21 protein-coding genes, 2 tRNA genes and 1 pseudogene are annotated in these 22,185 nt (G+C 62.2%); 15 read left to right on the top strand and 9 right to left on the bottom strand.

The genetic code is table 11. The features are described 5' to 3' along the window. Positions 1-184, top strand: a pseudogene (locus ACR3FF_RS10260) (RNA-guided endonuclease TnpB family protein); the annotation flags it as partial. Positions 185-248: 64 nt separating this feature from the next. Here the strand turns inward: ACR3FF_RS10260 and ACR3FF_RS10255 are convergent. Continuing rightward, entirely contained in the window at positions 249-788 is a 540-nt protein-coding gene (locus tag ACR3FF_RS10255) for a GNAT family N-acetyltransferase (RefSeq protein WP_458187916.1), read from the bottom strand. A gap of 69 nt (positions 789-857) precedes the next feature. Between ACR3FF_RS10255 and ACR3FF_RS10250 the strand changes: the two genes are divergently transcribed. Together ACR3FF_RS10250 and ACR3FF_RS10245 are read left to right on the top strand one after the other, a co-directional pair. Then, on the top strand, positions 858-1,448 hold the full coding sequence (locus tag ACR3FF_RS10250) for a class I SAM-dependent methyltransferase (RefSeq protein ID WP_458187912.1): 591 nt from the start codon (positions 858-860) through the stop codon (positions 1,446-1,448). Positions 1,449-1,471: 23 nt separating this feature from the next. Further along, positions 1,472-1,885 carry a DUF3054 domain-containing protein gene (locus ACR3FF_RS10245; RefSeq protein WP_458187911.1) on the top strand — a complete coding sequence of 138 codons (414 nt, stop codon included), beginning with the start codon at positions 1,472-1,474 and terminating at the stop codon, positions 1,883-1,885. Here ACR3FF_RS10245 and ACR3FF_RS10240 read toward each other — a convergent pair. Continuing rightward, positions 1,875-2,516, bottom strand: a complete 642-nt coding sequence (locus ACR3FF_RS10240; RefSeq protein WP_458187910.1) for an SdpI family protein — start codon at positions 2,514-2,516, stop codon at positions 1,875-1,877. The two genes, ACR3FF_RS10245 and ACR3FF_RS10240, sit on opposite strands and share 11 nt — an antisense overlap. Positions 2,517-2,605: 89 nt before the next feature. On the opposite strand from ACR3FF_RS10240, the gene ACR3FF_RS10235 reads away from it, so the two are divergent. The 3 genes from ACR3FF_RS10235 (at position 2,606) to ACR3FF_RS10225 (ending at position 5,421) form a co-directional block, all read left to right on the top strand. Further along, positions 2,606-3,883 (top strand): OFA family MFS transporter, encoded by a 1,278-nt coding sequence (locus tag ACR3FF_RS10235; RefSeq protein WP_458187909.1) that lies wholly within the window; start codon positions 2,606-2,608, stop codon positions 3,881-3,883. A 277-nt stretch (positions 3,884-4,160) separates the two neighbouring features. Continuing rightward, the gene (locus ACR3FF_RS10230) at positions 4,161-4,376 is read left to right on the top strand and encodes a DUF8015 family protein (protein ID WP_458187908.1); all 216 of its coding nucleotides are present in this window, start codon (positions 4,161-4,163) and stop codon (positions 4,374-4,376) included. A 46-nt stretch (positions 4,377-4,422) separates the two neighbouring features. Then, the gene (locus ACR3FF_RS10225) at positions 4,423-5,421 is read left to right on the top strand and encodes an ornithine cyclodeaminase family protein (RefSeq protein WP_458187907.1); all 999 of its coding nucleotides are present in this window, start codon (positions 4,423-4,425) and stop codon (positions 5,419-5,421) included. A gap of 70 nt (positions 5,422-5,491) precedes the next feature. On the opposite strand, the gene ACR3FF_RS10220 is transcribed toward ACR3FF_RS10225, so the two are convergent. Both ACR3FF_RS10220 and ACR3FF_RS10215 read right to left on the bottom strand, forming a co-directional pair. Next, complete coding sequence (locus ACR3FF_RS10220) at positions 5,492-6,688, bottom strand: amidohydrolase (RefSeq protein ID WP_458187906.1); 1,197 nt, start codon at positions 6,686-6,688, stop codon at positions 5,492-5,494. An 81-nt stretch (positions 6,689-6,769) separates the two neighbouring features. Continuing rightward, positions 6,770-7,549 carry an enoyl-CoA hydratase/isomerase family protein gene (locus ACR3FF_RS10215; RefSeq protein WP_458187905.1) on the bottom strand — a complete coding sequence of 260 codons (780 nt, stop codon included), beginning with the start codon at positions 7,547-7,549 and terminating at the stop codon, positions 6,770-6,772. Between the two features lie 114 nt (positions 7,550-7,663). Here ACR3FF_RS10215 and ACR3FF_RS10210 point away from each other — a divergent pair, with 114 nt between their 5' ends. Then, positions 7,664-9,034 (top strand): NAD(P)/FAD-dependent oxidoreductase, encoded by a 1,371-nt coding sequence (locus ACR3FF_RS10210; protein WP_458187904.1) that lies wholly within the window; start codon positions 7,664-7,666, stop codon positions 9,032-9,034. 350 nt (positions 9,035-9,384) lie between these two features. Here the strand turns inward: ACR3FF_RS10210 and ACR3FF_RS10205 are convergent, their stop codons facing one another. Continuing rightward, the gene (locus ACR3FF_RS10205; protein WP_458187903.1) at positions 9,385-10,992 is read right to left on the bottom strand and encodes a lipopolysaccharide biosynthesis protein; all 1,608 of its coding nucleotides are present in this window, start codon (positions 10,990-10,992) and stop codon (positions 9,385-9,387) included. A 164-nt stretch (positions 10,993-11,156) separates the two neighbouring features. Here ACR3FF_RS10205 and ACR3FF_RS10200 point away from each other — a divergent pair, with 164 nt between their 5' ends. Together ACR3FF_RS10200 and ACR3FF_RS10195 are read left to right on the top strand one after the other, a co-directional pair. Further along, positions 11,157-12,275, top strand: coding sequence for a pyridoxal phosphate-dependent aminotransferase (locus tag ACR3FF_RS10200; RefSeq protein WP_458187902.1), 1,119 nt, complete (start codon positions 11,157-11,159; stop codon positions 12,273-12,275). Positions 12,276-12,321: 46 nt separating this feature from the next. Beyond that, on the top strand, positions 12,322-12,615 hold the full coding sequence (locus tag ACR3FF_RS10195) for a PRC-barrel domain-containing protein (protein ID WP_458187901.1): 294 nt from the start codon (positions 12,322-12,324) through the stop codon (positions 12,613-12,615). Here the strand turns inward: ACR3FF_RS10195 and ACR3FF_RS10190 are convergent. Further along, positions 12,612-14,057 carry a DHH family phosphoesterase gene (locus tag ACR3FF_RS10190; protein ID WP_458187900.1) on the bottom strand — a complete coding sequence of 482 codons (1,446 nt, stop codon included), beginning with the start codon at positions 14,055-14,057 and terminating at the stop codon, positions 12,612-12,614. The two genes, ACR3FF_RS10195 and ACR3FF_RS10190, sit on opposite strands and share 4 nt — an antisense overlap. 406 nt (positions 14,058-14,463) lie before the next feature. Here ACR3FF_RS10190 and ACR3FF_RS10185 point away from each other — a divergent pair. Then, a tRNA-Lys gene (locus ACR3FF_RS10185) sits at positions 14,464-14,537 on the top strand. Between the two features lie 229 nt (positions 14,538-14,766). On the opposite strand, the gene ACR3FF_RS10180 is transcribed toward ACR3FF_RS10185, so the two are convergent. Further along, a complete protein-coding gene (locus ACR3FF_RS10180) occupies positions 14,767-16,065 on the bottom strand; it encodes a succinylglutamate desuccinylase/aspartoacylase family protein (protein WP_458187899.1) in 1,299 nt (432 codons plus the stop codon). Between the two features lie 227 nt (positions 16,066-16,292). Here ACR3FF_RS10180 and ACR3FF_RS10175 point away from each other — a divergent pair, with 227 nt between their 5' ends. Then, positions 16,293-16,907, top strand: coding sequence for a LysE family translocator (locus ACR3FF_RS10175; protein WP_458187898.1), 615 nt, complete (start codon positions 16,293-16,295; stop codon positions 16,905-16,907). Between the two features lie 14 nt (positions 16,908-16,921). Here the strand turns inward: ACR3FF_RS10175 and ACR3FF_RS10170 are convergent, their stop codons facing one another. Then, on the bottom strand, positions 16,922-17,587 hold the full coding sequence (locus ACR3FF_RS10170; RefSeq protein WP_458187897.1) for a DNA methyltransferase: 666 nt from the start codon (positions 17,585-17,587) through the stop codon (positions 16,922-16,924). Positions 17,588-17,656: 69 nt separating this feature from the next. Beyond that, the gene (gene guaB, locus ACR3FF_RS10165) at positions 17,657-19,150 is read right to left on the bottom strand and encodes an IMP dehydrogenase (RefSeq protein WP_458187896.1); all 1,494 of its coding nucleotides are present in this window, start codon (positions 19,148-19,150) and stop codon (positions 17,657-17,659) included. 161 nt (positions 19,151-19,311) lie between these two features. Between guaB and ACR3FF_RS27410 the strand changes: the two genes are divergently transcribed. The 4 genes from ACR3FF_RS27410 (at position 19,312) to ACR3FF_RS10150 (ending at position 21,082) form a co-directional block, all read left to right on the top strand. Next, positions 19,312-19,614, top strand: a complete 303-nt coding sequence (locus tag ACR3FF_RS27410; protein ID WP_472850150.1) for a DUF8099 family protein — start codon at positions 19,312-19,314, stop codon at positions 19,612-19,614. Positions 19,615-19,617: 3 nt separating this feature from the next. Beyond that, complete coding sequence (locus ACR3FF_RS10160) at positions 19,618-20,523, top strand: DUF5794 domain-containing protein (protein ID WP_458187895.1); 906 nt, start codon at positions 19,618-19,620, stop codon at positions 20,521-20,523. A gap of 115 nt (positions 20,524-20,638) precedes the next feature. Beyond that, positions 20,639-20,863 (top strand): DUF5795 family protein, encoded by a 225-nt coding sequence (locus ACR3FF_RS10155; RefSeq protein WP_458187894.1) that lies wholly within the window; start codon positions 20,639-20,641, stop codon positions 20,861-20,863. A 43-nt stretch (positions 20,864-20,906) separates the two neighbouring features. Then, a tRNA-Trp gene (locus ACR3FF_RS10150) sits at positions 20,907-21,082 on the top strand. The last annotated feature ends 1,103 nt before the right edge of the window (positions 21,083-22,185 follow it).

Below are 22,185 nucleotides of genomic sequence, written 5' to 3'. Positions count from 1 at the left end.
TCAAGCTGATATTAACGCGGCGGCGAACATCGCCGGTCGCGTCAACCCGTGGGGTGAGAGCCTGTCGCTAAAACCGACGGGCGATGACACCCCACAGGAGGGGAGCACTTGTGACAGTGTCACAGGACACCGCATGCCGAGTCCGCAACCCGGACAGACGACGCTTGCGACGTTTCAGTCCTGAAACCTCTGTAAGACTTCCCTTGTAGGAAGCCCCGCCCTTTAGGGCGGGCGAGGATGTCACTGCGTTACGTGTCGTTCGAAACCGACGGTGGCTCGTTTCCGTCTTTCTCTGCCAGAAACGCCGCCTCCTCCGCCGAAAGCTCGCGCTCCCGAAACACGTCCAGTCCGGCCTGATAGGCCTCCCGCGACCGTTCTGCCGGATACTCCAGCACGAGTTCGGCGATACCGGTCTCCTCGCCAGTGAAGCCGAATCCCGCCCGGTAGAGCGCCTGGAACGCGAACAGGTTGTTCACCGCGATGCGAACGCGCTGGTAACCTCGGTCACGAACCTGCTCGGTCGTAAACCGCACCAGTTTCGGGCCGATACCCTCCCCGCGTCGGTCCAACCGGACCGTCACGTATCTGAGCCACGTCGTCTCGTCGTCGGTGCGGTCTTCGTTGAACGCGATTGCGGCGACGACAGCGTTCTCGTCGCCCGTTTTTTCGACTCGCGCCACTGCCTTTCCCGTGTTCGACATCACGAACTTCCCCGCGTAGCTGAACTGCTCGTGGTCCAGTCGAAGGGTGGGACCGTCTTCCGGCCAGCCCAGTAGCGCGTACTCCATGGCCCACCCTTCGAACGCGAGCCTCATCCGTCCGTCGGGTTTTACCTCTCGGCCCTCGTCGGTACGGCTATGCCAACCGCTACCGGAGACATCTCGTACTTCGACCGCGTCGCACGGTACTACGACTTCTTCTCGCCAGACGCCGACGGCGAGATTCTCGCGGAGGGGCTCGCTCAGGCAGAACGCCCTATCGAGCGTGCGGTAGACCTCGCGGGCGGGACCGGACGCGCCGCGAGGGTGCTACAGGTCCCCGAACGAATCGTCGTCGACGCAGCGGCGGGCATGCTCGAACAGGCACGCGGTCACGGACTCGCGAGCGTGCGCGGGGACGCCGCTCGATTACCCCTTCGTTCCGAATCGGTCGATGCGGTCGTCGTCTCCGACGCTTTACACCACGTCGGAGACGTACCGAGCACCCTCACCGAAATCGCTCGCGTCCTCCGTCCCGGTGGCGTGCTGGTGGTCCGGGAGTTCAATCCGGCGACGTTCAGGGGCACGCTCCTCGTCCGAGGAGAGCATCTCATCGGGATGGATTCAACGTTCTTCACGCCCGACGAGTTGGTTCGCAAGCTCTCCGACGCGAATCTCGTTCCCCGCGTGCGGAATCGGGACTTCGATTACACCGTCGCTGGCATCAAGCGCACATCGGGAACGACATAACCCCTGCCTTCGAAATTGGAAGTATGAGCAGTGTGTTCGGTGCTCGGCGGTTCGACCGGTCGCCAGTCACCGCCGGGCTCGTCGTCGGGGACGTGCTGGTACTGGCTGCGTTTCTCATCGTCGGCGAACTCCAGCACGGCGTGAGCCCGATCGAGAACCCGTTGTTGGTCGCAGACACCATCGCCCCGTTCCTCGTCGGCTGGGTCGTGGGGTCGCTCGTCGTCGGTGCGTACGGTACCCGAGCGCGCCAGTCGGTGTGGGACGCCGCGTTGCTGGCGGGCGGGACGTGGCTGGTCGCAGCGGCCATCGGTCTGCTCCTCCGTTCGACCCGATACTTCCACGGAAGCGCCCCGTGGACGTTCGCCGCCGTGGTGACGAGCGTCGGACTGTTCTCGTTCGTCCTCTGGCGGGGTGTGGTGGCGCTTTTCACCCCGTGACGCGCCGGTACTCGAAGTAGGAGTAGACCGTGAGATAGAGCGCGACGCCGACCGCTGGCCAGATGATGAGATGGAGCGCGTACGTCGGGACGAACACGCCGAGAACTGCGACGAGACCGGCGAGTTTGAACAGTGGCCCGGCGCGGGAGTGAGTCTTCCGCCAGACCCTCTCGTTCGTCATCGTCCACGGGGTCCTGACACCGACGAACCAGTTGCGTTCGACGTGGTTCATGAGCGTCCCGATGAAGTAATAAAGCACGCCGATTGCGGGCGCGAGAACCGTCGTGAACTCGAATCGGGAGCCGAGATTCCAGAGGAGGACGAGCACGTGGACGTACAGCATGAACGCGACGAAGACGACCACGAACAGGTCGTAGGAATCGCGGAAGCGTTCGACGTTCTCCTGCAGTGGGTCGACGCTGGGAATCACCATGAACAAAACGAGGACGCCGAGCGTCAGCGCGGGGATGAAAAAGGACCCTCCGAGCTTCGACATCGTCCCGTCGGCGTCGCCGCTGGCGTTCCAGTGGGTCGCCATCTGGTCGGGCATCTGTGGGTAGTAGTAGACACTGACCCCGATCGCGACGACGACGAGCGCAAATGCGACGAGATACTTGGTTCGCCCTCTCACGCGTGAGGATTAGGTGCGTTTTGATTAATAAATCTACGCAGAGTGCCTGAAACGTAACCCTGATTGTCGCCCGGTCGGTCGCTTTCGTCATGGTGGCTTCCGATACGGACATCAACCACGCCGAGCGAGCCAAAGACGTCCTCGGCTTCTCGCGGTGGTGGCAGGTCATCGCGGCAGCGGTGATGATGGGGCTCGTCAGCCCCTACCAGTACGTCTGGTCGTCGATTCGCTCGCCGATGGCGGGGGCACTCGACATCGAACCGGCCGCGTTGGGTGCCGTGTTCACGCTCTTCGTCATCTTTCAGGCCGGGTCGCAGTTTCCGGTCGGCTGGTGGCGAGACCGACACGGGCCGCGCACACTGACGCTTCTCGCGGGAATCCTGGCGGGCGGTGGCTACGTCGGACTGGCGTACGCAACGAGTGTCTGGCAACTCTACGTGCTCTACTCGCTCGGCGCTATCGGCGTCGGTATCGTCTACACAATCGCGGTCAACACGGCGTTAAAGTGGTTTCCAGACCGACGGGGGCTGACGACCGGGTTCGGGACGATGGCGTTCGCGGGAGGGAGCGCACTCGTCGTTCCGTACGTGCGCGCGAACGCGACGGTCGCCAACTACTCGAACGTCCTCCGGAACATGGGGTTGCTCATCGGCATCGGCATCCTCGTGGGAGCGGTCGTTCTGCGTGACCCGCCGACGGGGTGGCTCAAAGTATCCGTCGGGGAGAGAGACGAGGATGGTAGCACGGCCGACGGAGACGAATCGACGCCGACCGTCAGCCGACAGTACACCTGGCGCGAGATGGTCGGGACCTGGCAGTTCTGGTTGATGTACGTCATGTTCGTCTGCGTCAGCGGCGCAGGGTTGATGCTCACGGCGAAGGTCGTCTCGTTCGCCGAGAATCTCGGATTGGCGGCGACGATCGCGACGGTTTCCGCGACCGTCCTCCCCGTCTCCGGCGGCGTGGGACGCCTGGTCGTCGGGGATGCGTCCGACCGCCTCGACCGGGAGCGGGCGATGGCCGCGTCGTTTCTCCTCTGTGGACTGGGGCTGTTCGCCGTCGTGTTTTTCGCACGCGAGGGGTTGAACGTCGGCTTCGTGCTCGCAGTCGTCGTGGCGACGTTCTTCTGGAGCCCCCAGTACACGCTGTTTCCGAGCGTCGTCGGTGACTACTACGGACGAAAACACTCCTCGGCGAACTACGCCTTACTCTACTCGGGCAAGATGTGGGGCGGCATCTTCGGCGGCGCGGTGACCGGGTGGCTCGTCACGGTCACGAGTTGGACGACGGCGTTCGTCGTCGGCGGCACACTCGCACTCGTCGCTTCGGCGGGCGCGCTCTTGCTCCGCCCGCCGGCCGACGGCTGATTACTCTAGGTTATCTCAATCGACCCGTTTCTTGCGTTTCGTTCACACGACTACGGTTATCTCGGGGAGAGAGGGAGAGAGTAGAGAACTCATGGGCTTTTCGAACGCTGAAATCCTCGTGTTCGTGCTTCTCCGGGTCCGTATCCCCAACCAATACTCATAACTTATGAGAAACCAGTGCGTCTATGAGTTGGTGAATACGGAAGAGATACACAAATCGACTGTCTTGCCTATGGGGAAGAGTTATATACCCTGCCCGCATATTCTAGAATAGATTATGACTGGATACTACGACCTCATCCTGGGCCTGATTCCGCTTGCACTGATTGGCGTAACCGGAGTCTTCAGTGCTGTTGGATTCACACTGACGATGGCAGTTCCCCTCGGGGCAACCGCGTCGGTGTTGCTCGTCGGACACGCACTGTTCATCAATGGCCCCGTCGACGAGTCACCTAACTTCCAGTCCTCTACGAAAGTCAACTCCGCAGACTAACCGTTTTCCCTCAACCGTTTTGTTACTGGCTTCCGTCTTGCCAGCCATGACAGATGCGCTGTTTTTGACGAGCGACGACGTTGCAGGACTCGCATCACCCGGTGAGTACGTCGATGCCGTCCGCGAGGGGTATCGCCAGCGAGGGTTCGGTGCGCCTGCAGAACCCCGGACGACGCTGGTGAACGACGACCCGCAAGGGATGTTGACCGGCTACTCCGCCATCCTCCCCAAAACCGGTGCGATGGGCGGATACATGTACTCCGCCGGGTTCGGCGCGGGAGATGCGTGGTTCGTGACACCCCTGTTCGACGCCGAAAGTGGCGAACCGCTCGCGCTCCTCGACGGAGCGAGCATGAACCCGTTCAAGACGGGTGCCGCTGGCGCGGTGGGCGTGGACGCGCTGGCCCGCGAGGACGCGAAGACGCTCGCCCTCATCGGAACCGGCGCACAGGCGCGCGGGCAGTTGAAAGCGGCGGCGACCGTTCGCGACCTCGAATCGGTCTGGGTCTTCTCGCCGACCAAAGAACACCGCGAATCGTTCGCTGCCGAGATGAACGAGCAACTAGACGCCGCGGTCGCTGCAGTCGCCAGTAGCGCCGCAGCGGTCGAGAGCGCGGACATCGTCGTCACCGCGACGACCGCGAGCGAACCGGTCTTCGACGGTGACATGCTCGAAGACGGCACACACGTCACTGCGATGGGACAGTACCATCCGAAAAAGCGGGAACTCGACGCGACCACCATCGAACGGGCGACGTACGTTCCCGACCTTCGAGCGCGAGTGTCACAGGATGCCGGGTCGTTCCAGTTCGCAGTGGAGGCCGGCGTCGTCACGGAAGACCACGTTCACGCCGAACTCGGTGAGGTGGTCGCTGGCGAGACACCGGGCCGCGAGTCGGCAGACGACGTCACCGTCTTCGACAGCGGCGGAACGGGCATCGAGACGGTCGCCGCCGCGTACATGCTCTACGAGAAAGCACGGGAGCGGGGGCTGGGTTCGAAGATATCGCTGTCCCCCGCGAGCGAGGCGCTGACCGGAGAGTAGCGAGGGAGACGGGTCGAGTGGAGCGGCGGCCGCCGACTCTGCGAGTCGATTGCCTGCCACCCGTATCTGCCTACCACTCGTATTCTTCACGCGGGTCGCGGTCGTCGCGCTCCGCATCGTAGGCGTGGATGCCATCCACGAACACGTGTCGAGCGTCGGATCGGATGTCGAACGGTTCGCCGTCCCAGACGACGACGTCCGCGTCGGTTCCCGGCTCCAGCGTGCCGACGCGGTCGTCGATGCCCAGTATCTCGGCAGGATTGCGCGTGACGGTCCGGAGGGCGGCCTCCTCGGGCAATCCCTCTCGAATCGCCAACCCGACGCACACGTCGAGGTGTTCCTGCGGGAGGACCGGCGCGTCGGTCTGGATGGCGACGGTCACGCCCGCCTCGTGGAGGACGCCCGCCGTCTCGAAGGTGATGTTCGAGAGTTCGTACTTCGCGCCGGAGTAAAGCGACGGCCCGACGATGGCGGGCACGTCGCGTTTCACGAACTCGTCTGCGAGGGCGTGGCCCTCCGTCGCGTGCTCGATGGAGAGGTCTTCGATGCCGAACTCGTCTGCGATACGAAACACGGTAGCGATGTCGTCCGCGCGGTGGGCGTGGACGCGGAGCGGGAGGTCGCCGTCGACGACGCGTGCCAGGTTCTCCATCCCCAGGTCGCGCTCAAACGGGTCGCCGTCCTCGCGGGCCTTCGCCCGCCGGGCGACGTAGTCTTCTGCGTCCATGAGTGCCTGCCGGAGCGTAGCCGCGATTCCGGGACGCGTCGTGGGTTCGCGTCCGTTCTGGTCGCCGTGGACTCGCTTCGGGTTCTCGCCCATCGCGGCTTTCATCCCGTCTTCTCGAATCAACATCTCGTCCGCGATGTCGCCGTAGGTCTTCATCGAGCAGATGATTCCGCCGACGACGTTCGCGCTCCCCATCCGGGCGCTGACGGTGGTCACGCCGCCCTGATAGGCGTGGCGCAGTTCTTCGTCTCGGGGATGGAACCCGTCCAGCGCGTTGACGTGCGGCGTGACGGGGTCGGTGAGTTCGTTCACGTCGCCGTCTTCCGGTTCGCCCCACTCGCCCATTCCGGCGTGACTGTGGGCCTCCACGAGGCCGGGCGTCACCGGGTTTCCTCGGGCATTGACGACCGAGGCGTCGTCCGGGACGTCTATGTCCGCACCGACCGCGACGATTTTCCCGTCTTCGAACAGGACCGTTCCGTTCTCGATGGTCCCCTCCTCGGAGACCGTGTGAACCGCTCCGTTGACAATTGCGTGCACGGCACAGAGCTACGTGAGCGACGAGATGAGTATTTCGGTTCGAAAGTACTGTGACCCCGTTCGCGTGGCGAGCCGTCTCGGTCAGTTCCCCTCGAACGCGGGGTCGGTGTCACCGAAGAACGCGGCCAGTCCACGCTCGTAATCACCCGTCGTCGTCATCCGTGCGATGGCGTCGGTTTCGGCGGCCATCTGTGTCGAGAGCTCTCGACCCGCCCCACGGTTGAGCAGGCGTTTCGTCGCACCGTGTGCACGAGTCGGGCCATCCGCGAGGTCCGCCGCGAGGTCGGCGAGTCGCTGGTCGAAACGAGTCGCAACTTCGGTGGCGAGTCCCATCTCGACCGCCGCTTCCGGGGTAATCGGCTCGTCCAGCAGGGCTATCTCTTTCGCCCGTCGCAGACCGACGAGTTTCGGGAGGAAGAACGTCGACCCGCCGTCTCCCGACAGGCCGGCCCGCGGGTACGCGAACTCCAGTCTGGCGTCCTCCGCGAGCACCACGATGTCGCCTGCAAGCGCGAGACCGAACCCGCCACCCGCCGCGACGCCGTTGACGCCGGTCACGACCGGCTTCGGTGCGCGGACGAGGTTCTCGATGGCCCGGTGGAGACCGGACGCGATTTTCCGGAGGGTTCGAGCGTCCTCCGGCCCCCCCGAGAGCACCGAGAGGTCGGCACCGGTGTTGAACACGCCGTCGGTCCCCGTGAGGACGATACAACGCGAACCGTCTTCGTGTAACTCCGCCGTGACGGTCCGAAGTTCGTTCGCCATCGCCCGATGCATCGCGTTGTGCGACTCGGGACGGTTCATCGTCACCCGGGCCACGTCACCCTCGCGGTCGACGGTAAGGTGTTCGAATGCTGCCATACCTCATCGTGCGGGCGGCGGGGTCAAAACCGTACCGTGATTCTGTCCTCTCGAAAACGATACGCCGACCGGAAGGTCAACAATTTAGTACCCCCTATTGTGTAGCGTAGGAATATGGAGCGATTCGACGTTGCTATCGTGGGTGGGGGCCCCGCCGGAATGTCGGCGGGGGAACAGGCCGCGAGTCACGGCGCGAGCGCCGTCGTACTAGAACAGGGCGTTCCGCGCGCCGACCGCGAGTTCCTCGGCCCGGACTCGACGGACGCCGCCGGGATGCTCGACTACTGGGTGGACATCATGGACGAGGACTATCGGGAGATCCCCGACGAAGTCGTCTTACAGGAACTCGACCGAGTGGATTTCGTCGGCCCGAACGAGTCGGCGAGTATTCGGAAGACGGGCATCGACGCCTCCTACCCGAAGATGGGCTTTACCTTCCACCGCGCCCGGATGGACGATTGGCTCAGAGAACGCGTCGAGGACGCCGGGGCGGAGTATCGCGTCGGCGTCGGCGTGAAACGAGCGGAGACGGACCTCGACGCGGAGTACCGCCACAGCCTTCGACTGGCGGACGGCGAGGATATCGAAGCGAAGCACCTCGTCCTGGCCGACGGCCCACAGCGCCGCGTGACGCTGGGCGTCTTAGACCAGTTCATGCCCGAAGGGCGGTCGGTCAGCGACCACCTGAGTCCGCCGAAAGCGAACCACATTGCCTACCAGGAGTACCGCGAGTTCCCCGAAGAACTGTTCGAACCGTCGGCGCTCAAGTTCTGGTGGGGCCTCATCCCCGGCGAGACGGCCTATCCGTGGGTGTTTCCGAACGACGGTACGGTGGCCCGCGTCGGGCTGACGATGCCTATCGGGATGACGCTGGACGACGTGGAAGACCCCGACTCCTTCCACCTCCTGCGCCCAGACGACGACGGCCTGCCGCGTGCCGGTGAGTACATCCGTAGATTGCTCGAATACGAGTACGGCGACGAGTACGACGTCGAAACGGACTTTCCGCTCGTGGAAGACCGGGGGAAATCTGAGGGAACCGAGACGTACCCCATCTCCTCGACGCGCCCAATCGACTCCCCGACCAAGGCCGGCATCGCCGTCGCGGGGGGCGCGATGGGTACGACCAGCGCGTTCCACGAGGGGGGCTATCACGTCGCGGTTCGGTCCGGCAAGATTGCGGGCGAACTAGCCGCCACCGACTCCATCGAATCGTACAACGACGAGTGGAAGGCCGCCATCGGCGACGAGATTCTTCGAAACGTCTCTTTCGCCGACATCGTGGCCGACTACGGCCCGGACGACTGGGACCACGCCTTCTCGGTGGTCCACAACATCCTCGACGACGACGGGACGGGTGTCATCAAATCGAAGGTCGGGTCGGGCGTTCGCGGTGCGAAACTCGCCGCACAGTACAAGCGGGTCAAGTACGGGTATCGAAACGGTGGCTACGTCCAGTTGAAAGAGTCGGAGTACACGCTATGAACCGGTGCGTGACCTGAGTCGAGTCGAAACGGACGACCCGAAAGGTCTTACCGCGCGCTCGGCCTACAGTTTCGTGCACACTTCAGTCCCCGCCGGAGTAATCCCACTTCGGGAGCGATGACCGCGCGGAGAACCCGAGTGTGCGACAGTCACGAAGTCGGTCGTACCAACTGATACGACCCGCTTCGCCGGTTCGCCGGCAAAAGCGTTCGGTCACGCCTCGCGTGGCCCGCCCGGCACGAGGGTTTGCCAGCCGACACGGCACGCTGCCCAGGGATGAGGCTGGATGTTAGTGTTCCGGGCGACAGTTTCTCAACGTGAGCATCGCGGCCACTCGACGAGTACCAACCTCATCTACTGGGAAGGCGTCGTCGATACCGACGAGCGAGCGTCCCGGCGAGACGACGTTCGACGCGCGTGAATCCCAGGGTCCGGAGGGCCAAGGCGTACGCTACCAGCCCCAGCACGGTCCCCACGACAGGCGCGGCGGGATTCGGCACGAGTACCCGAGCGGCCAGCGTGACCACCGCCAGCGGAACCGCCGCGACCAGCGGTTTCGCGTGGAGTCGCGTGAACGGTTGGAGCCCTTCGAGGTAGTACAGCACCGCCACTTCGAGGCCGTTGTTCACGGTGAGCATCAGGAGATAGCTGGCGACCAGCCCCGGTAGTCCGTACGTCACCGTCAGCGGGACGGCGGTCACCGTCAAAAAGGCCGTGATGGCGACGTTGACCACCAACAGTGCGCGCTGGTGGTCCGTCATCGTCAACAGAATCCCGACGCTGCCGGCGGCACACGCGGCGTACTGTGCGACGACGAACCCGGGAAGGAGCGGCGCGTAGCTGACGAACGTCTGCCCGAACAGGCGCATCACGGCCTGCCGGTAGACGACGACCGGAATCGAGAGCGCTGTGACGCCGACCAACACGAGTCGGCTCGTGACGTGATACAGCCGTCTGAGTGCCTCGCGTTCGTCTTCCTCGTGGAGCGCGGCGGCGACCGGCGGGATGAACTGGTTGATACCCATCAGGGGCAACCGGACCAGCATCCCGACGAGGACGCCGACGGCGAACACGCCTCCAGCGACGCTCGACAGGAAGAGCGCGATGAGAGGGTAAAAGCCCAGTCGCTGGGTCGTCGTCGCGAACCCGCCGAGGAACAGCGGTATCGTAAACCGGAGGTATCGCCGCCCGACTTCGGCGGCGTCGCGAAGCCGCGGTCGAAGTCCCTTCTTCCGAACCAGCCAGACCGTCGCGCCGACGCCGACCGCACCCATCGCGAGGAGCACCCCACCGGCGACCAGCGCGAGGTCGTGGAAGACGAACGTACCGACGACGCCGACGAGCAACTGCGCTATCGGGAAGCCGACCCGAAGCGTGAGATTGAGCGGAACGACCGCTTCGAGACCGCGGAAAATCTCCGAGACGGTGAACAACCACACGCCGGTCGGGAGACCGACGGCGAAAATACGCAAGAACAGGGTGAACTGTGCTTCCTCGTCGGCCACCCGCGTCACGAACGGCGCACTGACGAAGAGGACGACACCGAACACGGTCGCGACCGCGAGCAAGAGCAGTCCGGCGAAGGTGACGAGTGCGTCGCGCTCGGCGGGCGAGTCGGTGGTGGGGAGAAACCGGCTCAACCCGCTCCGGAACCCCAACGCGAGACGGACGAGGAACTGTTGCAGTCGGCGCGCCAGTGCGAAGAGGCCGTACGAACTGGCTGCGAACCCGTTGGTGAGAATCGCGGTGAACGCGAGCGTGAGCCCTCGCTGGAGGAGGATGCTCGGAGCCGAGACGGTCGCTCCGTGTGCGACACGCTCCAGTGCATCTTCGAGGCGCGCCTCGACGGGGTCGCGGTCTGTCGTCGCCTCGACAGGGCGGGAGTCGAGGGCAGTCTGGGTTTCGCCGTCGCGCTCCGGAGACTTCGCGTCCGGGGACCGGGGTGAATCCGACACCACGACCTTCGCTTTTCACAACGTTCGAATAAATCCGCTGATGTCGTTCGTTCGACGATACCGTCGGAATCTCACCGGACGCTCGCCCGAACCGACGGCGACTGGACTCCGCGGATGCGTTTTACGAGTTCCCGAAAGTTATAGTTCGGCTCTTCGTACCACCCGGCGTGTTCCCCGACATCGCGTATCTCGACTGGATTTTCGGCAAGCCCGCGGACGCGGAGTACGACCTCGGTTCGAGCGACCTCAAACGAGCAGCTCCCGACCCGAACGGCGTCGTCCCTCCTCGACTTGTCGACCTGCCGGAACCGCCAGAGGACGTCGACCTTCAGAACAGCATCGCCGACGCGTACGACGTGAAACCAGAGAACGTCCTGGTCACGGCGGGAGCGACGCACGCGAACTTCCTCGCACTGGCCGCCGCGATAGACGCCACGGAAGCGGCGGCAGACGACGGTGGTGACAGTGACGAGCCTCGCCCACGCGTGTTGGTAGAAAAACCGGGGTACGAACCACTGGTCGCTACGCCGGAAGGACTCGGTGCCACGGTCGACCGATTCCGCCGACCGGTAGACGACGCCTACGCCCTCGACCCGAACCGTATCGAGGGCGCGCTCACTGACGACACTGGATGTCTCGTGGTCACGAACCGTCACAACCCGAGCGGCGTCCGAACCGACCGACAAACCATCGCCGAAGCGAGTCGAATCGCCGCCGACGACGGGGCGACTCTCCTCGTCGACGAGGTGTACGCCCCGTTCTCGGATGCGGCGGACGCGAGTGCGTTCGGTGGGCCGACCGCCGCCGGCCTCCCGAACACCGTCGTCACGAACTCGCTGACGAAGTTTCTCGGATTCGGTGGCGTCAGAGTCGGCTGGCTCGTCGCGGACGGAGAGTTCGTCTCCCGTGCGCGGTCGATTATGAACCACGTTCCGTCGATTTCGGCACCCAGCGTGGCACTGGCCCGGCGTGCGCTGCACAGCGAGGGGGAACTGGCCGAGGAATCACGCGCTCGAATCGCCGCGAACTACGACCTGCTCGCGTCGTTCGTCGCGGAACGAGACGACCTCCTCGGCACCGTCGCTGATGGGTGCACTTACGGCTTTTTCGCCCACGAGTCGGCGGACGGCGACGACGTGACCGAAGCCGCGTGGAAGGAGGGCGTCCTCGTCGTCCCGGGGCGATTTTTCGACGACAGCGACCGCTTCCGACTGAGCCTCGGTCACGAGACGGAAACGGTCGAAGCGAGTCTCGAGGTCTTCGGTGACGTACTCGACAGTTTGTGACTCGTCTGCCAAGAGTTAAGACCCGCCCACACAATCACTCGTTTATATGGACGATACGCCAGAGGAAATTACGACGCTCGTCGGACGGGAGGTGTACTCCAACAATGGCGTGTACGTCGGTGAAGTAGACGACGTGCGCCTCAACTTGGATGCAAATGCTGTGACGGGACTCGCGCTCGGTGGACTCAACGACGAACTGTTTCAGAGTCGAATCAAGCCGGGAAGCGGTGTCATCATTCCTTACCGCTGGGTACGCGCAGTCGGTGACGTCATCCTCATCAACGACGTCATCGAACGGCTGAAAGAACCGGAAGAAGGCGAAGAGGAAGCGGTCGTTTAGTTTCCGTTCGTCTCGCCGTCGACGCCCATCGCGTCGAACAGTTTCTTCTTGACCGCTTCTTCCGTGAGTGACAACAAGGTATCGCGGTTGTCCTCGTTCGTCTCGATGCCAGTGAAGATTCCCAGCGGAATCTCGGCACTCGCCTGCGTGGAGTGGCCCGCCGCCTCACCGATGTCCTCGAAGGCGTCCTGGAGGACGTTTCCGATGTTCAATCTGATGTCTTTCGAGCGCGCGGCGAGGTAGATGGTGTCGTTTGCGATACCGAAGACGGCCGTCGTCGTGATACCCTCCAGGTTCAACAAGTGTTGTGCGGCCTGCGTCAGCGCGTCGCGGTCGCGGATGAATCCAGCGTTGGTGACGAGGTGGCTCCCTTGCACCTCCCGGCTCGTGATGGCCTCCGCGAGTACGTCGAGCGTCTCGGGGGACATCGACGGCGACTCGACCTGTTCGAGCGTATCGTGGTTGGCGAAGGGGTAGAGGTAGGCCGCCGCAGTGAGGTCGGCCGGCGTCGTGTCGCGTTTGAAATCCAGCGTTTCCGCCCGAATTCCGTACAGGAGCGCGGTCGCAACCTCCTCGCTCAAGTTGATGTCGAACTCCTGAACGTACTTCGTCATGATGGTCGAGGTGGAACTGACGTTCGGGCGCACGTCGGAGAATTTCGCCTCGTACTCCGTCTCGGGTTCGTAGTGGTCGATGAGGATATCGACCGACTGGTCGAGTTCCGGTTCGGTCGCCCGCATGTGGTCGACGAGCGCAAACGTGTCGTACTCGTCGATGTCCACTTCGTCGCGTTGAATCAGTTCGATACCGAGGAGGTTGACGAACGCTCGATTCTCCTGGTGGCCGATTTCACCGAGATAGAGGATGTCCGCTTCGACGTCGAGGAACTCTGCAATCGCCTGTAACGCGGCGGCACTGGCGATGGAGTCCGGGTCGGGATTGTCGTGTGTGAGGATGGCGAGGTTCTTCGACGTGTCTTCGATGACCGCCGCCAACTGTCGGGCCCTGTACTCCAGTTCGCCCGCTTCGAGCGAGCGGAGCGCAGAGTTTGCGATGACGGTCGATGGATTGATGACCACGTCCGCGCCCAGTTCGGTGAGTTCGTCGGCGGTGACGGGGTCGCTCGCACGCACGACGATGAATCGCTCGTCACCACGCGCTCGCAGGTTCGAGACGGCCTCTTTGTTCGCGGCGACGTCCGACGAGAGAATGAGAACCACGTCGCGGTCGCCGACGGTTTCTGCCACCGATTTCTCCCGGATGTCTCCGGTCTGTGCGTTCAGATCTTGGTCACGGAGCGCCTCGACGCGGTCGGTGTCCCGGTCTACGATGAGAACCTCTTTCCCCTGTTCGGTGAGCTCCTCGGCTACGGCGTACCCGACGCTCCCACAGCCGAGAATGGCGTACGTAGACATCGAGGAGATAGTAATCCCGGCGCTCATTACTACTGGTCGGTTGCTCGGGCCGGTACTTAATCCTCCCGAAGCGACTACGAAACCAGCCCGTCACCAGGTTTCACTCACCGTCTCGGCGGTTCGTATTGATGAATTAAACGTATAATCGTCATCGTTATTCGTCAGGGGAGTCAACCACGCGAGACGACCACCGTCTCCTCATGTCCGCTCCCGCGACGAACGGACGAGAAGTGCGGCGGCGAGATGACTCCCGGACTACTCGCTTTTCTCGTCGCCGGTGGTGGTCGCGAAAACGAGCCACTCCGGGGTGGACTAACCGCGGAACTGCCCGCGTTCGTGGACCGATTTCTCTCCGAGTTTCGCCGACAAACCGTGGTACTGCAACCTGAAAGGAAACGTATTTACGTCACACCCCACTTTCTCCGATTGCATTGGGCCGGTAGCTCAGTTAGGCAGAGCGTCTGACTCTTAATCAGACGGTCGCGTGTTCAAATCGCGCCCGGCCCGTTTTTACCACGAACGAATTCGTGAGTGGCAAAACGACCTCGACGATTCGAATCGCAGGAGGTCGGGTACAACGAAGAGCACGTCCGACCGTGTGATCACCTCGCGTCCGGCTCGTACGACTGTCGTGAGATCATTCGTCGGTGACGACGGTGTCCGGACGACACCGCTGGGGCGGCTTTTTGCGGTCGAGAAACGACGACGACCGAGGTCGTCGAACGACTGGTCTACATCAGAGGGATAGCGTCATCGTCCGACTTCCGCTCTCCCCGCCAGCGAGCGTGTAGTCGATTGTCACGTCCACTCGCTCGCCGACCATGTCGACGGGGGTGCCGCCGGATTCGAACTGGTAGAGCGAGACGGTCGCCGACGAACCGGCGGACAACACCGCGTCTCGGTCGGCACTGTTGCTGTGGCCGTCGGCGTCGAGGTCGATGGTTCCAGGGAGCGCCGTACCGCCGTTGATGTCACAGAGACCGTCCTGGACGTCGGCGTCGATGAACAGTTCGCTCGTCCACCGTCCTTCGTCGTAGGAGTGGTCGTTCAACTCGTCGATGGCCGAGTTCGCCGGTTCGATAGTGAGGTCGGTGACGGTTAGCTCTCGGTCGGCGTCGTTCGTGATGCAGAAGGTGAGACCAGAGCGCACACCGTTGTCGTCTACGGGCGCGTCGACGACGGTTACGTCGCCGTCGTAACGCAGTCCCTCCATGCTCACGGTTACACTTCCCGTTTCGAGGAGGCCGAACCGGTACATGAATCGCTCGACAGCCGCAGTCGTATGCTTCACTCGGCGGTCGAGCGAGAGCTTCTCGGTCGCCTCGAAGATGATGGCGGGCGTGTCGAGCGTCGCACCGACCTTGTGTTTCAGCATGTCCCGCGAGTCGTTGTTGCTGTGCGTGTGTTCGCGGAAGTCGTACACGTCGTCGAGTACCTCTGCGTTCAAGTAGTCGCGGATGGCCTTGGAGTGGACGCCAGCGTCGCCGGCGTCGGTGGCGAACAACGCCTGTCCGACGCCACCGTCGTTGGATTTGTAGATGCCGTAGGAACTGTGGAGGTCCCAGAGGAAGTCGATGTTCTCTCGCTCGACCACGTCCCAGATGGCGTCGGCGAGTCGTGACTCCTCGTCGGCACCGTCGGGGAAGTGACGGTTCAGGTCTCCGCCCGAAAACTCTCGCGCCCCGGCCTCGATAGCCGGCTTACAGGCCTCAGGGATGACGACCAGTTTTCCGGCGTCGATGTCCCAGTCTTTTATTTGCCCCGCCGAGTAGTACCCGCTCTTTTTGTCGCCGTGTATCTCTCCGGTGACCATCAGCGTCGGGCCAGCGGTGGACGCTTCGGTGACGAACACGGTTGTCTCTTCGTTCGTCCCCTTCCTGATGCGGTAGCTCGACCGCGACAGCGTCGCGGCAGCGCGTCCCGACGCCGAGACGCCGAGCGTCGTCGCAGCGGCCGCAGACAGACCTAATTTGAAATATTCTCGTCGGTTTACAGTAGTTCCGCTCTCGGAGTCTGGGTCGTGAGTTCGTGTCATAGTTAATCTCCCCGGTGTAACCGTTTCTGAGGAGATATCTCTATCATCGCCAGGTATCAGTTACCATTCATATACGAATACATTATAAGTACGGGAACGGACATTAATTCACGATTCGGTCGTTCACCGGGCGATTCGAACTCGAACGGGACTCGACTGAGGAGACCCTGGTGCAACTGTGACAGTCGAAAACTCTTACCGGATGCCTCCGTTCCGTTCGAGTGTCCATGGACGTCGCCACGCTCTCGCTCTTCCTCGGGGCCTCCATCGCACTCATCGTGACACCCGGACCGGACACGATGTACGTACTCACCCGTGGCGTCGAACGAGGTCGACGTGCCGGAGTCCTGGCCGCGTCCGGTGTCAGCACGGGTATTTTGGTACACACCATGGGTGCGGTGCTGGGGTTGTCTGTGCTCCTTCGTGCCTCCGCCGTGGCGTACTCTACGGTGAAAATCGTCGGGGCGATGTATCTCGTCTATCTCGGCGTACAGACGCTTCGAAAGGACACAGCACTCGAGTTCGATAGGAACAGTTCAGCCGATAGCTATCGACAGGGCGTCGCCGTGAACGTGCTCAATCCGAAAGTCGCACTGTTCTTTCTCGCCTTTCTCCCGCAGTTCGCCGGAACTGGCACCGGCACCGACACTCGGATGGCCCTTCTCGGACTGACGTACGCCGTGTCGACGTTCGTCTATCTCTCGACGGTCGCGCTCGCGGCCGATCGCGTGGGGGCGTTCGTCCACGGGAACGCTCGTGCGAACCGTGCGTTGCAGTGGGTCACCGGGAGTGTCTTCGTCGGACTCGGACTCGAACTCGCACTCCCCGAGCGCCTGGGCTGACCCGCCCCGCTACACTACTCCACGGTTCGAAAGACCAGACAGTAGTTGTGGTCGTAGCCGTACCCGTAACTGCCGGTTCTATCCGTCGATTCTGCGTCCCAGGTGACGACTATCTCGCCTTCGAAGTGGAAGCTAGACGAGAGTACGTCGGCTACGTCCCACGCCAGCGTGGTCACGTTGCCCTCGTTTTTCAGGTTCGAAACGTCGACGAGCACGTGTGAATCGGACGCCATGAACGCTTCGAGTTGGCCGAACGTGTCACCGATATTTTCGAGATAATCGTCGTACTGGCTCTCTCCGGCGTAGTTCTGGAACGGGTCTCTGTGGTCCTCCGCTGCCATGAAGGGTGGCGAGGTGAGACAGAGGTCGAACGTCGGCAGGTCGTAGGACGCCAGTTCGAGCGCGCTCCCGTGAACGAGATTCTCGTCCTGGACGATTCGGTCTTCAATGTACTCCACGCGGTCTGCTTCGTACTCGATTCCGTACGGTATCCGTCCCAGTTCCTCCGCGACTTTCATCGTCGTCCCGAATCCAGCAAACGGGTCGACCACCGTGTCGCCTTCCTCCGAGAACTCCGTCATGAACTCTCTGACGAACGATTCGGGGGTTCGGACGTCACCACCGAATCGTTCCGGCAGTTCGTCCGACCTCTCGTAGCGAAACCGACGAAACGTCTGCATGACTGGGCGTATTCTGTCACGAACGAAAAATGTGGCTCACTCGAACTCCCGTCGTTGCCGACCAGTGTGCTACTCGTGTGGACTGTAATTGGGCGCTTCGTCGGTTATCATCACGTCGTGGGCGTGCCCCTCGGTCTGGCCGGCGGCCGAGACGCGGACGAACTCGGACCGCTCTTTGAACGCCGGAATCATCGCCGCACCGACGTACCCCATGCCGGACTGCATCCCGCCGACGAGCTGGTGGAGTTCGCTCTCGAGACTGCCTTTGTACGGCTTTGCGGCTTCGACGCCCTCGGGGACGTACTCCTCGTCGTCCTCGGGGTCTTCTTTGAGATAGCGGTCGCCGTCCCCGCTTTTCATCGCGCCGACGCTTCCCATCCCCCGGTACTGCTTGTACTTTTTCCCCTCGATTGTGATGACACGACCCGGTGCTTCGTCGGTGCCTGCGAAGTACGACCCGAGCATGACTGCGTCCGCGCCCGCGGCGATGGCCTTGATGGCGTCGCCGGAGTAGCGAATCCCACCGTCTGCGATGACGGGCACGTCGTGCTGGACCGCGACGTCGGCCACCTGCGAGATGGCAGTAATCTGAGGCATTCCCGACCCACTGACGACGCGGGTCGTACAGATGCTACCGGGGCCGATGCCGACTTTGAGACCGTCGGCGAAGTCGACGATGTCTTCGGCGGCCTCGCGCGTGCCGATGTTCCCGACGACGACGTCGGCGTCGACCGATTCTTTGATCTCCCGCGCACCGTCGAGGGCGTTCCTGTTGTGTGCGTGGGCACAGTCGATGAAGAGCACGTCCGCACCGGCCTCGTCTGCGGCAACCGCTCGGTCGGTCTCGAATGGACCGACTGCCGCACCGACGCGGAGGTGGTCGTCGTCGTCGCGGACTGCCTCGCCGTACTCCCGGCGCTGGAGGACCCCCTGCATCGTGACGAGACCCGCGAGGTGGTTTCGCTCGTCCACGATGGGGACGCGTTCTATCTTGTGCTCGTACATGAGTTCGAGCGCTTCGCGTGCAGTCACGTCTTCGCTGGCGGTGATGACCTCGTCGGTCATCGCATCTCGCACTTCGTCGCGGTCACCGACTTCGAGGTAGGGGCGGATGTCGGTGCCCGAGATGATGCCCAGTACTTCCCCCTCGTCGTTCACGACTGGCGCGCCGCTGACGCCCTGGCGTTCCATCATCGCGTCGACTTCGTGGACGGTCTGGTCGGGGTTCGCGGTCACAACGTCGCGGATGATGAGTTCGTCAGCGCGTTTGACCTGTTCGATTTCCGCGACCATCTGGTCGATGTCCATGTTTCGGTGGAGGACACCGAGTCCCCCCTGTCGGGCCATCTCGATGGCCATCTCGCTCTCGGTGACGGTGTCCATCGCCGCCGAGAGGACGGGAACGTTGAGTTCGACGTTCTTCGAGACGCGCGAACTGACGTCCGCGGCGTCGGGTTCGACGTGGCTCTCTTTCGGACGCAGCAGTACGTCGTCGAAGGTGAGCGCCTCCGGTATGCGGAGTTTCTCGGAAAACGGCCCGTCGTTGTGAGAATCGTTCGCCATGTAACGCGAACGAGGTGGACCCTGAAAAACGTTGCGAGATTGTGCTTCTCTAGGGTAGAAACGGTCGGCTTCTGTACACACTCGTGTGTATCCGTTCTCGTGCCGGTCTCGGCCGCTATCGACACTGAGGAACGGTCGGTAAATGACAATCTTTGGCAAAAATGAGCAAGTCTGGGGGCTATTTTTTCGTCTATTTTGTACCCCGTGGGGGCAACTGTCACGCAACACTTAAGCAACAAACGGCGATATTCGTGAGTATGGACTCTACCAGTTCCATCGTAGAGCGCACTGCTGGTCGGACGAGCGGCGACTCTTACAGTCCGATTGCAATTTTTGCAAACATGTGCTCCACATTTACACTGGTAGGGAAACTGCTTGCGGGGAATCTTCGACCGAACCGACGGCGTCGGTCGCACCGTAGGTATCATCGCCCCTCACCCACGGGTCACGGGTATCGTGGCTAGTCAATGAGTAGTTCACAGCATCCGATTGCCTATCGGTTAGAGCGACAGGTAGGTGGTCCGACGAAACTCCTCGCGACCGTCATGGCCTTGCCCCTCGTGGACGGCATCTTCCCAGCGATGGTGCTCGCTGGCGCACTCGATACGTGGGTCGGCATTCTGCAAGTCGGTCTCCTGGTCTTCGGTGGAAGCGCGACTGTCGCCGTCATCCTCGCCGAGATGGACGGGACGCCTCGCGAACAGGCGACGACCGTCCTCGCGGTCGGTGTCGGCCTGGTCGCCCTCGCGGCGGTCGAAGCCGCGTTCGCGCCGACCATCGCCAGTGCGCTGAACCTGCACGTATTCGAGCGGTTCGCCGCACTGGTCATCGCGGCCATCGCCGCCAAAACCGCGAGTGCACGCGTCGGCGAGTACCTGCCGAGTCCCGGAATCATCATCGGTCTGGGGATGCTCGCCAGTCTCGACCCGGCCGGATTCGAACTGGTGACGACGCTCGATACGACTCGCGTGCTCCACGCCGTCGCAGCCGCGGGAAGCGGTGTCGCGTTCGCCCTCGCGGTCGCCGTGTTCGGTCCGTGGCTTCGGAACGTCGTGGACATCGACCGCTTCCGGTTCGGAAGCGCCGTCGCACTGGGGGTCCTGCCCCTGTCCATCCTCGAGTTGGCACCCGGTCGCGCCCCGCTGGCCGTCCTGGCGGTCACCAGTCTGCTGGCGCTCGACCCCGGCGACCAGACCGAGGTGGCTGCCGACGCGTCGGACGCCCCATCGAGTTCACCGAACTCGTCAAGCGAATCTACTGCGGCGAACCAGTTGGAGGTCTCCCCCGCCGTCACCGACGGTGGCGAAAACTCCGAACCGGCCTACGGCTATCCCGGTGAGGAGGACGGCGACGAACGTCGTCCGTGGCTGTAACGTCTTCGCGGTCGTTTCGAACGACTCGGCAGGCGAGGATGGTCGTCAATTCGTAGTCAGTCCGCCGTCAGTTCGGGTTGTAACGTTTTTCCGGTCTCGCGTTCGTGTTTCGCACATGGTCGAAAATCGCGTGGTTCAGGGGCGGATGGTCACGCCGGGTAAACTGGCCGAGATAATCGAGGGCGAGTCGGTGATGGAAACGGACCGAATCGAGGACGCGGACCGCGAGTGTCCGGACTGCGGCGGCGACGTGTTGAAAGTCGGGTACATGCCGGACGTGACGTCGTTCGTCACGGGCTACAAGTGTCAGGACTGCGATTGGCAGGACCGTGAGGAGTAGAAATCGAAATCCCTTTAGGTAGTTTCGACCTACGAACGTTTGCGGGGTCGTGGCCAAGCCAGGGATGGCGACTGACTCCAGAGGCTACGCGCCCGGGACGAAACTCCAGACTGATATACCGAGCGAGTGACTGATCATCGCTCGCGTTGACGACCCTCTGGAGTTCCGAGGCGCACCGGAGATATCAGTCGATCGGGGGTTCAAATCCCTCCGACCCCATACACTTTTCGAACGAAACAAAAGGCACAGACAGCGACGAGTCTTTATAAGTAATCTCGTCGCCGAGCGTCTGTATTTGAGTCGTTCAGGGTAATAAGGTCGGTCACGTACTGCGGTTAGCATATTGATGCCCGGTGAAAGTGATAAAACTATCGACTTGTGACTAATGAGGTATATCGCTGTAGTTGAGCATGTCCTTAATGGAATAGTGTCAACAACAGTGAGAAGACGAAAATTCCTCCAAGTCATCGCTGGAGCAATCGCCTCAACGGCAACACTCGGGAAGGCCGACGCCCGCACCGTCCGCACCGACCACCGACCGCACCCCAACCCTCACGTCTACAAATATCGATTCAGCATAGGAATGGGCGACATCTGCTACTGAGTGCAGTGCGGCTGCAACTACAACGTAGCCAGCTCACTAAATTCATCGAGTAGACAAACGATATTGAGAGTGGTGGTTCGTCCAGTATTCTGTGGACACTAAACCTTCTTTCCGTTGCGCCCGTCCTCCTGAGCAAGAAGACTATGATAATCAGTAGAATATTTTGAATAATTGTATTTGAATCACATATTTGCCTTTCCGTCACGGTAGCAAGGCCAGCAAGGTAGTCCCGACAAATTAACACAGTCCTTGCATTCCTCTTCGTCTTGCTGGTGTGATTCCTCAGGAAGGCCGCCGTCCGTCTCAAGCTTGTCAGCTGCAGTGGTAACTGACGTTGGTTCGTCCTTCACAGGGTGGGGATTTTCATAGGCGGTAGCGGCGTTGAGGACGGTTTGACCACCCACAGCAGCAAGCGCGACTTTGTGTTTACAATCTTTTTCATAGTGGATATCGGCGGGACATTCACACTCGGCGGGAAAGGCTGCACATTGCGCTCATCGACACCCACTACGTAAGCATGCTCGTCCTTCTCGAAACCGTAGCTGGCGTTCGTAACTTTGACTTGGTGTGGGCCAACAACCGTGAACTCCCACGATTCCCAGGTAACGCGCTTTGCGGTTTTCGCGGTGAAGTCTAATTGTTCAACGATACTCTTTTACTAAGAAAATCATCAAAGAGAGTAGTTATGCAGGGCACGAAAGTGGTTTACTCCAGAAAC

The organism is Haladaptatus ordinarius, from assembly GCF_054177595.1.
The sequence above is the reverse complement of the archived record's forward strand: the minus strand, read 5'-3'. Positions and strand labels throughout refer to the sequence as shown.

Excerpts from the sequence above, each read along its gene's own strand:
- ACR3FF_RS10255 (WP_458187916.1), bottom strand. The coding sequence starts at position 788 with ATGGAGTACGCGCTACTGGGCTGGCCGGAAGACGGTCCCACCCTTCGA.
- ACR3FF_RS10250 (WP_458187912.1), top strand. The coding sequence starts at position 858 with ATGCCAACCGCTACCGGAGACATCTCGTACTTCGACCGCGTCGCACGG.
- ACR3FF_RS10245 (WP_458187911.1), top strand. The coding sequence starts at position 1,472 with ATGAGCAGTGTGTTCGGTGCTCGGCGGTTCGACCGGTCGCCAGTCACC.
- ACR3FF_RS10235 (WP_458187909.1), top strand. The coding sequence starts at position 2,606 with ATGGTGGCTTCCGATACGGACATCAACCACGCCGAGCGAGCCAAAGAC.
- ACR3FF_RS10230 (WP_458187908.1), top strand. The coding sequence starts at position 4,161 with ATGACTGGATACTACGACCTCATCCTGGGCCTGATTCCGCTTGCACTG.
- ACR3FF_RS10225 (WP_458187907.1), top strand. The coding sequence starts at position 4,423 with ATGACAGATGCGCTGTTTTTGACGAGCGACGACGTTGCAGGACTCGCA.
- ACR3FF_RS10215 (WP_458187905.1), bottom strand. The coding sequence starts at position 7,549 with ATGGCAGCATTCGAACACCTTACCGTCGACCGCGAGGGTGACGTGGCC.
- ACR3FF_RS10210 (WP_458187904.1), top strand. The coding sequence starts at position 7,664 with ATGGAGCGATTCGACGTTGCTATCGTGGGTGGGGGCCCCGCCGGAATG.
- ACR3FF_RS10195 (WP_458187901.1), top strand. The coding sequence starts at position 12,322 with ATGGACGATACGCCAGAGGAAATTACGACGCTCGTCGGACGGGAGGTG.
- ACR3FF_RS10190 (WP_458187900.1), bottom strand. The coding sequence starts at position 14,057 with ATGAGCGCCGGGATTACTATCTCCTCGATGTCTACGTACGCCATTCTC.
- ACR3FF_RS10180 (WP_458187899.1), bottom strand. The coding sequence starts at position 16,065 with ATGACACGAACTCACGACCCAGACTCCGAGAGCGGAACTACTGTAAAC.
- ACR3FF_RS10175 (WP_458187898.1), top strand. The coding sequence starts at position 16,293 with ATGGACGTCGCCACGCTCTCGCTCTTCCTCGGGGCCTCCATCGCACTC.
- ACR3FF_RS10170 (WP_458187897.1), bottom strand. The coding sequence starts at position 17,587 with ATGCAGACGTTTCGTCGGTTTCGCTACGAGAGGTCGGACGAACTGCCG.
- guaB (WP_458187896.1), bottom strand. The coding sequence starts at position 19,150 with ATGGCGAACGATTCTCACAACGACGGGCCGTTTTCCGAGAAACTCCGC.
- ACR3FF_RS27410 (WP_472850150.1), top strand. The coding sequence starts at position 19,312 with ATGAGCAAGTCTGGGGGCTATTTTTTCGTCTATTTTGTACCCCGTGGG.
- ACR3FF_RS10160 (WP_458187895.1), top strand. The coding sequence starts at position 19,618 with ATGAGTAGTTCACAGCATCCGATTGCCTATCGGTTAGAGCGACAGGTA.
- ACR3FF_RS10155 (WP_458187894.1), top strand. The coding sequence starts at position 20,639 with ATGGTCGAAAATCGCGTGGTTCAGGGGCGGATGGTCACGCCGGGTAAA.